Consider the following 10,822-nt stretch of genomic DNA (forward strand, 5'->3'; position numbering starts at 1 on the left):
ATCAGATGCTCCCGATCTTCTCGCGATTCACGTCGATCCAATGTTGCAGATCGGCGTCCGACATCCACTCGCGGTTATTGTCGCTGGCATAAACAAAACCTTCCGGCACGCGCTTGCCATCCTTGATACGCTCAGGCGAATCCGACCAACCATTGATGGCGGGCAGAATCTTGTAGTGCTCGGGGTACTCAAACGTGTGGAATGAATCTTCCGCACCAATCATCTGTTCATGCAGTTTTTCGCCCGGACGAATTCCGACGATTTCCTGGCGGGCTTCCGGCGCGACCACGCGGGCAAGATCCGTGACCTTCATCGACGGGATTTTCTTGACGTAGATTTCGCCGCCGATCATATCCTCGAAAGCGTGCCACACGAGCTCAACGCCCTGCTCCAGCGAGATCATGAAGCGCGTCATGCGTTCATCGGTCACCGGCAGGACGCCCTTGTCTTTGATCGACATGAAGAACGGAATAACCGAACCGCGCGAACCCATGACGTTGCCATAGCGCACCACCGCAAATCGCGTACCGTGCTCGCCGGAATAAGCATTGCCCGCCACGAACAATTTGTCGGACGCCAACTTCGTGGCACCGTACAAATTGATCGGGCTGCTAGCCTTGTCGGTCGACAGCGCAACCACGCGCTTCACGCCTTTGTCGATGCACGCGTCAATCAGGTTCATCGCGCCATCAACGTTGGTCTTCACGCATTCAAAAGGGTTGTACTCAGCGGTCGGCACGATCTTGGTCGCCGCGGCGTGGACCACGAAGTCAACGCCATCCAGCGCACGATAGAGGCGCTCACGATCGCGCACATCGCCGATGAAGAAACGAACGCGGGGATCGTTATGGAACTTCTTAGCCATATCCCATTGCTTCATTTCATCGCGGGACAGGATGATGATCTTCTTCGGGTTGTACTTGGCCAGCGTCATCGGCACAAAAGTATTGCCGAAGGAACCCGTTCCGCCGGTCACGAGGATAGTTTTATCGCTGAGCATTTATTTATAAATCCAAAAGAAATTCAAAAATTAACTACTGCGCAATCTTTTTAGCCAATTTGTCAAAATATGGCTTTATAACCGTCGCGTAAGTAGCGTCTACAAACTCAAAAACAGAATTGTAATCAGAAAACCCGTTTTTTATCTGTGCTTCGACGTACTCAAGCACACGACCAGGAACTTCAATATCGCCCGCCATTGTGTCCATAGACAAAGCATCGAAGCAACCTACCGCCGTACCCGGAGTGTTGGCCAAGCCAAAAGAACGTGCATCTTCGATCAAAAGCACGGACGGCTTCCGCTGGCGCAAAAATGCGATATGACCATGCAATCTATAGCCAATATGCAAATCTATTGCATCATAAGCGCGCAGATTCTCGACGTCACCACTCAAAGACAATGTCTCGAACCCCAGGCCTGCCGCAAAGGCAACGACCTTCAGTGAACGCTTATTAGGCTTGCTGTGCATCGCAATGAACAGCCGGGCCGAGTCGAATCTTGCCTTTACTTGCCTCAGTAGCTCGAACGATTGATCGTCATAGCGATCATGATGCTGTACAGAAACCACTATCGACTTGATGCTCCGAGGAGCGGAAAACTGGGTGCCGATCCGATCCTCATCATAGATAGCCAGGTCGCCGCTATATAAAGCGTCGATGCCATTTTTCATCAGCATATCTACGATAAGTTGGTCTCTACACGGCAAAGGCCCTGAACGACCTACCACCATTTTCAAGAAAGCTAGAGTTGCCTCCCCGTACCTATGCTCGTGGAATGCGGAGTGCGCCGGCAGTGTGTGTTGAAACGAGCAACCGATTGGGTAGAAATCTCTCAGTCTCTCGATGTCTGAATAGAGGCCAAAAAGTTTGGGGTATGTTTCGTCAAGCACAGAAAATCCCGGAGCGATGATGCTCCGCAAGGTGCCATCCGCAAAGCCATCCAAACTCTCCTCGCGAAATAACACTTTCGGAGCAAAATCCGGAATGCGGCGAGCTAGCAACTTGACCAGAGAATGCGTGATCAAATGATCACCGACGTTTCCCGAACGATGTTCCGGGAATGTCGTCAATATCAGATCTCTCGTCCCCGCTGTCTGTCCAACTTGTTCGATCAAATTCATAGCCGTTTTCATTCCACCGAATCACTGAAATTGCATAGGCCCGTCAGCAACGTCGACGCATACTCTGGCTCGATTTTCAGAAAACATCATCAACTGATTGCGAAGATTCTCTACAAGCGTATTCTTGTCACCCAAAACGCTCCCCTCAACATGCCGGGTTGTGTTATGCCACACATCGGAACCCTGATCGTCCAACTTCCGCCAATGCAATTCCGCAGAATTCGAAAGTAACCACGCTTCACAACCAACTGCGCCCGCAAGCTCCACAACCGACGTCGCGGGAGACACCACAAGATCAACACATTTCATCAATGCGGCCACAGCATCAAAATCATTGTATTGGTCAATATCTGAGAAATCGACGATCTTGCCCGGGAATCTCTCCTCAACCCAAGCCAACTCTTCGGCACAATCGTCATACTGCATATTCACATAAATGATATTTGGAATCGAAAAAATCGGTGCAATCTCTTCAACGGTTAAATAATGAATACTGCGCGCATATGTCGCCAAGCTGCTCCTCCAGCAAAGGCCAACATAAACCGGCCCGCCCGCCAGACGTGTTCTATGAACGTCCACGAGAGCTTCATCGCACTTCAAATATGGACGTCCCGGGAAGCAGTCATATGTCTTCCGAAACTGCCAAATTAGATCAGTCACCATCACGATACTGCTGGCGTTTTCTATTGGAGTGATTGTCTCGTTGTCAAGCATCACACACAATTCCGCGCCAGGGAGATTATTATAAATTTCTCTGGGATAACTTTGCGAAAAACCTCGAGAACGTCTCACAGGAATGAAGCTAATATCAGGAAAGGATCGAGAAAATAATGATTCAAACCGATAATCGCAAGTCAATCGGAACTTACCAGCCCCAAATTTTCGAATAAAGTCTTCATACAGAGAAGCGAATCTGACCTCATCGCCCGGCCCATAAACAGCCATGATGACCAATCCATCATCAATATTCTCGATGCTCTCTTCTGAATAGTACTTCTCACCATAATACTTGATGACCTGCTCGCGGAATGGAACATTTAAATAACACTTATATCCCGCCTCGATCTCTTTCAAACCTAGATGAGAGGGCATAATAAAGGCCTCACCCACATCAATACGCTTGAGTTGAGCGTCCTTTATGAGGACTTTTGCTTCTGAAAAGTGGCCCAAGAAACTCATTAATCTTAAGGATTCCTTGTAATTAGCTTCAGTAGGCTGCAGGTTTCGAGCGACGGCAAGAACCTTCAGCGCGCCCTCATGCTGACCACATGCGACCAAAACTTTCGCATAAGCGACGCGAGTCCTATCGCTTTCCCCTTCCGAGCGTAAAACGCTTTCAACAATGGAGCGCGCGCGCGCCGGCTGGCCGACTTCTAAATATGCCATCGCTTTTTGAATGGTCTGCTCGTTATCCATGCCCAACCAAGACACGACGACTTGATCTATCCGAGCACGGTCTTCCATGAATTGGCGACTTAATGTGAAGCAGTTATTAATACGCTCAGGATTCAGTTTTAGCTCCAGCGCAAGATTCTGCTGTAATTGGAGCGAAGGGTATGCAGTGGGATCGGTCGGAAGGTTTGCTAAGAATAACGACAATGCTCTCCGGTTCTCCGCATAAAGATCACCCTTCTGACAAAATACGGCAATATCCCTGGCAGAATGCACGTCGAAAATTGCGGTAGCAATGCGGGCCGCCTTCAGCGCGATGCTCATCGTGCCGTGTCCTGTCACCGCCAACAAGCAGATAACATCGACTGCTTTCACGAACTCCTTATTACCAATATGCAGATCGAGCATTTCTTGCAACAGCACTCTCTGCTCGTCCGACACATACTCGGCTGGCTCCATTAAGGGTGAACTTCCCTCGTCCCCGTCCGCTGTCACTGCGCCAGAAGTCATGGTCCTGTTCTGAAATTCCACGTATTTCTGAATACGCGCGACCAAAACTTCATGTGCAATTGCATCTTCTCGCGCTTCTGCGAGCAACCAAGCCATATGCCGCGTTACGTAAGTCCCCGGCGAATATCGGCGGAGCTTTAAAAGAACCTCGCCAAGAACATCCACATCGATAAATCTTCGGACCTGCGTCAAAAATGCATCCCGCCCCGCCAAACTGCACAACTTCCCTAATATCAGGTGGACAAAAAGCTTCTGGTAAATCCTACCGGTATCGTGTGCAAGAAATGACGAAAAATCGATTGCGGATAGGACCGAATCCAGAGGCACTGCGTCTGCCCGGAACAGGATGCTCGGCCAAAAGTCCGTTCTTGCTAGCTTAAGTGCGTCCTCGAGCCTTGTCGCGTCCGTCTTCTTCGCATCGTCAAAACCCACCACCGACATGTCGGCTTTGATTCTGAGGCACGTTGCATGGAACGCGATGTCGGCACAGTCGATGGAAGCGAGATAGCGTGGATACGTCAGATATACGGCGTGAAATAGCTCTTCTACAGTTCGCTTGGCTTGCCTACGCGGAAATAATACGCGGTCATCAGTTAAGCCCCATCCAGCATAAAATGCGGCACCTACAACTGTTACCCTTTTACCTCGTAAGAGCGCCTCTAACCCGGCCAGAGAAGTAACCGTGTAAACATGGTCGACGCCGTCCAGAAACTCGGCCATTGGCACGTCTGGTGACTGTATCTCACAGATCATAGCTACCGGCCGGCTACGAAATCGGCTTCGTTGAAACCCTTGATATACATCGGGATGCGGTCGGTAGACGATGTCCGCATCGGGATTCTCGAACTTCGCTAGACGGATTAATTCGATCATCGTCCAACGATCGGGATTTCCAAGACGCATGGCCATATCATTATCCACTTGGCCCACGACGGCAACCCGCCTACGCAGAGCAAGCGCTCTCCCCCCCGTCTTAGTAACGGCAGGAGGATTATATTTGGACAATGACAATGAACGCATAAGCGCCATGCAGCGCGTAGCCTCGGCAAGCTGCAGTGCCGAGAACTGATGCGTATTCAGAATATTTTCGAGATCCGACGGAGCAGATGGGTCGTAGTGCAACCCGGTCGCGTCAAGTACCAGGGAGTATGGTGTGGAATGAGATGCTCCCAACGTTGACGAGCGTAGGAAGCCATCTTCCATCCGCAGAATAGGAATTTTCCTTTTCTGAGCAAAATTCCTTACGCCTTTCGTTTCTGTAAAACCCCAAAAAATAAAGCACTGTACTGGCAGGGGAAATCGTCGAGTGGAGAGCAACGATGTGATAGTGCTCATCTTCCTCGGAGCAAAGCCCACACGATACTCGCTCAAATACTCAGCAACGAACCCCCACTTCCAATTATTAAACCCCCACAGCAGCGCTACTGGCTTCCCAGTTCCGTTTACCCAGTTATCCCCTACTAAAGAAAAATCGCCAAACTTAACGTCAGGGCCGAAAATTTCATAGGGGTCATGCACCACGAATGGATAATCTTTCGCTTGAACTTTCTTTTTTCGAAAGAAAATACGATCGCGACGAGCAAAAGTCTCGTTTAGCGTCCGTCGAACATCCGACCGCCGACCCGGAAAAACGTCTCCAAGCCCGTAGATCAGCTCATTCGCTTTGACCTTAATGTGGTTATAAATAACTTTCAAACCAAAACCCATTTATTTTCAGCCACTTTAGCCATGATCAATCACCACGAATATTCTCGACTGAATAGAAGCGATCAATCTTTTTGATACTCCGAGATCCCCTCTTCCACGTCGTCATACAACTGTATGGAACCGGCTTTCAGGAGCACCACACAATCGCACATCTTTCGGACCTGCCCCATGCCGTGTGTGACTAGGATCAAGTTGGCCTTCCCTACGCGACTCTTGAATTCAAGACTCGCCTTTTCCCGAAAATGCGCGTCACCAACTGACATCGCCTCGTCAACCAAGTAATAGCCAAAATCAAATGCTAGGCTCAAGCCAAATGCAACCCTTCCCCGCATTCCCGACGAATATGTTTTGACGGGAAGGTCAAAATACTCTCCAATCTCGGCAAACTCCTCAACATAAGCGACTCGCTTGCGGAGATCCTCGCCTCTATCCCCCTGCACACGGCAAACAAATTTGACGTTTTCCCGCCCAGTGAGACTGCCTTGGAACCCACCTGCTAGACCAACAGGCCAAGAAATGCTCCGATCGCAGTGGATAGACCCTGAGTCAGGTACGTCTAAGCCTCCCAAGAGCCGCATAAGCGTCGACTTCCCCACACCGTTTTTACCGATTAAAGCCACGCTTTTACCCGAGGGAATGACAAAAGAAAGATCCTTAAATACAAACTTTCTCCCTCCTCGGTGGTGCAAATATGACTTTGTGACGTTTTTTAGCTCAATCATATGGCCAGCAGCTCCCGACGTTTCGCACGATATAGCGCCATACCGACAAACAGGACCACAAGCGCACATTCAAAGGGGTATCTAAAGCTGACGCCTTCCACTCGTGGATAATTGTCAAACACTGAGTACCGCAAATTATCGACAATATGAAGATAAGGATTCCATAGCAACCACTCAAGGTACTTAGAAGGTATTGTCCATATGGGAAAAATAATACCGGCAAGCAAGTAAAGGGGCATGAACAGAATACGAATGAACGTACGCGAATTTGGCATTATTTCTGCCACTACGCACAAAATCAATCCAAGCCCAAAGGCAAAAATCACACCCGTTCCCAATGCGAAAATCCATCTTAGCGGGCTCGCAATACCTACATCATAGTTCGCCCAAAATCCTAATGCCGCCATCAAAATTACGTACAAAGAAAAGGAAAGAGCGCATTCTATTATTGCTCGAGCCACAAACGTGTCAAAGGGCTTGATATTTGGATAGGCGAATAAGGACTTGTTTGCAGACACGGAATCCATCATTTTTAAGGAGATATTTCTCATCAAAAAAAATGGAACCATTCCTGCTAACAAAAATACCGGGTAGTCGAATCCGGCTGCGTGTCTACCTCGAATCACGGCAATGATGAGAACCATCACTGCCACATGAGAAATCGGTTCGAACAACATCCAAAACGCACCCATCCTTCGCGCACCAAAGCGAGTCTGCATCTCCCGCAGCACTAGAGCGAAGATGACTGAGCGTGAGATCTGCCATGGAGTACGTAGTTTCATGCGTCCCTCTTACATTGCATCGACCACACGTCCCAACACGAGTACTTGAACTATAGGAGTAATGATCTTCTGCCACTCGTATATTGCTGCGTTCGTCACATACACGGCATCTTCGGGCTGCACCAAAAACTGGCGCGCAAGAAACATTGCAGCTGGCTCTTTCATATTCAAGCGAAAAACCTCAGCCTTAGACTCAACCTCACCAGTTTCAGGATCCTTGCGGTCAATCAACCGAAAAATGAAAACTCCGCTCGCATCCGCCTTCATTTCATTCAAGCCCTTCACGCTGCCAAGGACTTCCAAAAGGCTCGGATTGCTGGAAGGCAGGTCATGCAGCCCGGGATCCCCTACGGCGCCCATGGCAACGAAACGCTTGCGCGCACGCTCCACAACAATTTCTGCGCCCGGCGGGACAATCTGATTCTTTCCCGATAGCAGATCTTCATAGTTATATGCGTAAGATTGCTGGCCGGTTCTTACCACCACCTTACTCAGGTGGGGCTCCAATTGGGTGCCGCCCGCCCTGTTGATCGCGTCCAAAAGAGTCAAAGGCCCTTCAAGCGCTGAAAATCGTCCCGGCGATTTGACTGCGCCAGCAACCAGCACTGAACCGGACAAGTCACCAGTAACGTCAACCTGCACTTGCACATCGCTCACGATGCCCTTAAGTTTGCTCTTAATAACGTCCTCAACTTCCGGCAAGGTCTTTCCTTTGACCGATTGACGGCCAACGTACGGTAAAGACAACATGCCTCGGCTATCAACGCGCACATGGTCAAAAACGGTCCCACCTGCCGCCAACGGCGCGAACAGGGAACCTTCCGAGGCACTATCGGCGATCATGACGCGCAAAACATCTCCGGGCACGAGACGAACCTCCGGCACGGAGGGTAAAGCGACCGTGCTCAGCGCCTCAGCGTCCGCAGGTCGCATATATGGCGCGATAGTGTCGGCGGAAAGGTCGATAATCTTGTAATTTTGAGTTTCTGTGCTGTGCTCGACCGCGTAACGGGAGGGGCCAGCACCGGATAACAAACTACCGCATCCAGTCAAAACCAGTGGAATAGCAAGGACGACGGTACGAAGTACCGATGAAGACTTCAAAAAGCTCATGGTTCTATATCCGCTAGTCTCGATGATCTTCGATAGTGGCAATGACGAATCGGGCGATACCGTAAAAAATCAGCAAACCTATAAAAAGCGTAATTAGGTTGTAGATCCGCTCAGGATAAATGGCCTTGTCTGGCATATTGGGAGAAACCACTGTCACCAGACTGCGAATTTTCTTACTCGCTTCAATTCGAGCCGATTCCACCGATCCTACCGCAAGCTTATATGTTTCTTCCGCGATAGATGCATCAATCATCAGATTGCGATAACGCGAAGCCACCACATTTAACTGATCTCCATCTTTCTGAGAAACAAGCCTGTGATTCTCAGAAACCAATTGTTGCTCCAACGCTTTAATACGCACACGCTGTTGACGTACCTGGGGCGTCCCGTCTTGAAGGGTCGCGAGCAGACCTTTTAGGGTCGCTCTTTCCATTGTCAATTTGCCTTCCAATTCGCTGATAACGGCAGATCGCGCTTTCGCAGTAGCTTCGGCATCCAGCAGATTATTTTTACCTTGAAAGCTTAGGAGTGCCTCTCGCTTATCTTCATACGCGAGACGTGCCTTCGCGAGTTCGCTTTGAGCAAACGCCATTTGTTCTCGGGCCATTCGGTGAGACAACTCGTTCACGAATCTCTCGCTTTGCCCTTGCATCACTTTTAATATTTCTTCAGCAAATTCCGAGTCAAATGCTTCGACACTGATGCGCAACAGGCCCGTTTGTTCATCAAAGTGCGCCGAGACTACGCGACGGTAATAATCGAGCATATCTTCGCGGGCTGAGCGTTCACTCAGGAAATATATCGGATCGCGCCAACGGCCGGCATAGTGCTTCGACCAAGCTAATTTTTCCTCAAGAACATTGAGCATATCCTGCGACGTCAGATATTCACGCAAGTAAAGTGTTTCTTCCCGCGAAGTGGGATTTAGTCCGCTTAGCATGACAGCCAGGCCGGGCATTTGCGGGGCTTCATTGTTACCCACTTGACGAACCGCTACTTGAGCTGAGCTGACGAAACGATCGAGCGCAAAAAAGCCGTAGTAGATCGATGCAACGAGCATTGGCATACCCACAAGCCAAAGCATGAGGCGTTTGGACTTTAATTTTTCAAAATTTGTCATTTAATGTGTGCAAATCTACAAAATGCTGCAATCTTTGCGAGCATTTACGCCGTCATCCTAACTGCGCCCAGCCTGGAAAGCTTGGGGCGCGATTGTACCGGCAATTGAAACGGACTCCGTAACTCATGCGCCAAAACATATTTTAAATCGTGCCCTTTGTTCCAAAATGTATTGACTGTGACTTGCGGAGCACGTTGGCTCCTCCACTGGCTCATTGGTACTTCCCGCCATGCAGATCTAAGACTCCTAACACCGCCAGTGCGAGTTCTGTCACGCCCTGATCGTGCTGAACGCTGGCACCTTCGCCCGTAGAACGCCAGATCACATAGTCGGTTGTCCCGTCCGACTCCCCAAGCTGCTGATAGACCTTGGGCATGATGGGCACATGGTCGCCGAATACGCATAGGGTGGTTGCCCGCTCCCCATCAAGCAAAAATCTGCGCATTGAACCGAACATCGCGTCTGCATTGCGCAGGTGCCTAACATATGCAACGAGGTCGTTGCAGTCCGGTGGCGACTTGCACAATAGGGCATTTTCCACGTCTTCCGCTCCCACACTCTCCCAATGGAGAGGACCGTGATTCTCCATCGTGATGACGTGAATAAAAAGGGGAGCATCCGTTGATCGTTCAAGTAAATTTCTAACCATTTCACCGAGCGCTTGATCCCCAACATAAGCCCCCTCGCGTTGAGCTCCATGGAAGGCATCAATATCTATGAACTCGTCAAAACCCAAGTTGGGCAGCACTTTGTGCCGGCGATAAAAGCTACGGTGATACGGGTGTACGCAAATGGTCCGATATCCGATGCTCTTAAGGTAAGAGGCAAGGGACGGAAACGTCTCCATAGCAAGCTTGCGATAGGGGTTGTAGCGATGAATTCCTAATTTTTGGACCGGCACGCCCGTTAGAAATCCAAATTCCGTTCGCACCGTGTTGGCGCCAAATGCCTCGACCTGTAGGCGACCGTACTGCGCTGCCTCGGCCTTGAGGAGGTCAAAGTTGGCTAGAACATCTTGGCGCACCTCCGCTGGATAAAGTCGACGAACATCGAAAAATGATTCACTCTGAATGACGACGAGATCGGATAGCCTGCTAGACAGGCTTGCAGGAGGTCGCATAGCCAGAAACGGGGCCTCCTGTCGCAATTGGTTGACAGGCCGCCGCTCGCTCAACCGGTAAGCCCATATTGCCGCTAGTAATCCAAGGCGACGAAGGTCTTCAACCGCATCAAGTGCGGCAGAATAGTGCCGGCCACCGAACGCAAGACTAATCCAACCAATCAGCGCCAGACTAGCGCTATGGAAATAAAACTGCGCCGTCAGGGCTGTCGGATCAAACATTCCTTCCTGCGGTA

At 50.0% G+C, this 10,822-nt stretch carries 8 protein-coding genes; all 8 read right to left on the reverse strand.

All coding sequences use genetic code 11. From position 1 onward, the window contains the following. Position 1 precedes the first annotated feature (1 nt). Positions 2 to 1,000 (reverse strand): UDP-N-acetylglucosamine 4,6-dehydratase (inverting), encoded by a 999-nt coding sequence (pseB, locus tag YH64_RS08715; RefSeq protein WP_046806315.1) that lies wholly within the window; start codon positions 998 to 1,000, stop codon positions 2 to 4. A 34-nt stretch (positions 1,001 to 1,034) separates the two neighbouring features. After that, entirely contained in the window at positions 1,035 to 2,120 is a 1,086-nt protein-coding gene (locus tag YH64_RS08720) for a polysaccharide pyruvyl transferase family protein (protein WP_185975347.1), read from the reverse strand. Between the two features lie 21 nt (positions 2,121 to 2,141). After that, the gene (locus tag YH64_RS08725) at positions 2,142 to 5,729 is read right to left on the reverse strand and encodes a tetratricopeptide repeat protein (protein ID WP_082134575.1); all 3,588 of its coding nucleotides are present in this window, start codon (positions 5,727 to 5,729) and stop codon (positions 2,142 to 2,144) included. A gap of 62 nt (positions 5,730 to 5,791) precedes the next feature. Beyond that, on the reverse strand, positions 5,792 to 6,451 hold the full coding sequence (locus YH64_RS08730; RefSeq protein WP_046806318.1) for an ABC transporter ATP-binding protein: 660 nt from the start codon (positions 6,449 to 6,451) through the stop codon (positions 5,792 to 5,794). Beyond that, on the reverse strand, positions 6,448 to 7,233 hold the full coding sequence (locus YH64_RS08735) for an ABC transporter permease (RefSeq protein WP_082134576.1): 786 nt from the start codon (positions 7,231 to 7,233) through the stop codon (positions 6,448 to 6,450). Before YH64_RS08735 ends, YH64_RS08730 begins: the two co-directional genes overlap by 4 nt. 9 nt (positions 7,234 to 7,242) lie before the next feature. Further along, positions 7,243 to 8,346, reverse strand: a complete 1,104-nt coding sequence (locus tag YH64_RS08740) for a polysaccharide biosynthesis/export family protein (RefSeq protein ID WP_046806319.1) — start codon at positions 8,344 to 8,346, stop codon at positions 7,243 to 7,245. Positions 8,347 to 8,359: 13 nt separating this feature from the next. Further along, positions 8,360 to 9,466, reverse strand: a complete 1,107-nt coding sequence (locus YH64_RS08745; RefSeq protein ID WP_046806320.1) for an ABC transporter permease — start codon at positions 9,464 to 9,466, stop codon at positions 8,360 to 8,362. Positions 9,467 to 9,677: 211 nt separating this feature from the next. Beyond that, on the reverse strand, positions 9,678 to 10,822 hold a 1,145-nt coding region (locus YH64_RS08750), incomplete at its 5' end, for an LTA synthase family protein (protein ID WP_221935895.1).

The sequence above is a fragment of the Achromobacter sp. LC458 genome, assembly GCF_001005835.2.
Taxonomy (GTDB): domain Bacteria; phylum Pseudomonadota; class Gammaproteobacteria; order Burkholderiales; family Burkholderiaceae_B; genus Achromobacter; species Achromobacter spanius_B.

What these genes read in the sequence shown, in the direction of transcription:
- pseB (WP_046806315.1), bottom strand. Translation starts at nt 1,000, where the DNA reads ATGCTCAGCGATAAAACTATCCTCGTGACCGGCGGAACGGGTTCCTTC.
- YH64_RS08720 (WP_185975347.1), bottom strand. Translation starts at nt 2,120, where the DNA reads ATGAATTTGATCGAACAAGTTGGACAGACAGCGGGGACGAGAGATCTG.
- YH64_RS08725 (WP_082134575.1), bottom strand. Translation starts at nt 5,729, where the DNA reads ATGGGTTTTGGTTTGAAAGTTATTTATAACCACATTAAGGTCAAAGCG.
- YH64_RS08730 (WP_046806318.1), bottom strand. Translation starts at nt 6,451, where the DNA reads ATGATTGAGCTAAAAAACGTCACAAAGTCATATTTGCACCACCGAGGA.
- YH64_RS08735 (WP_082134576.1), bottom strand. Translation starts at nt 7,233, where the DNA reads ATGAAACTACGTACTCCATGGCAGATCTCACGCTCAGTCATCTTCGCT.
- YH64_RS08740 (WP_046806319.1), bottom strand. Translation starts at nt 8,346, where the DNA reads ATGAGCTTTTTGAAGTCTTCATCGGTACTTCGTACCGTCGTCCTTGCT.
- YH64_RS08745 (WP_046806320.1), bottom strand. Translation starts at nt 9,466, where the DNA reads ATGACAAATTTTGAAAAATTAAAGTCCAAACGCCTCATGCTTTGGCTT.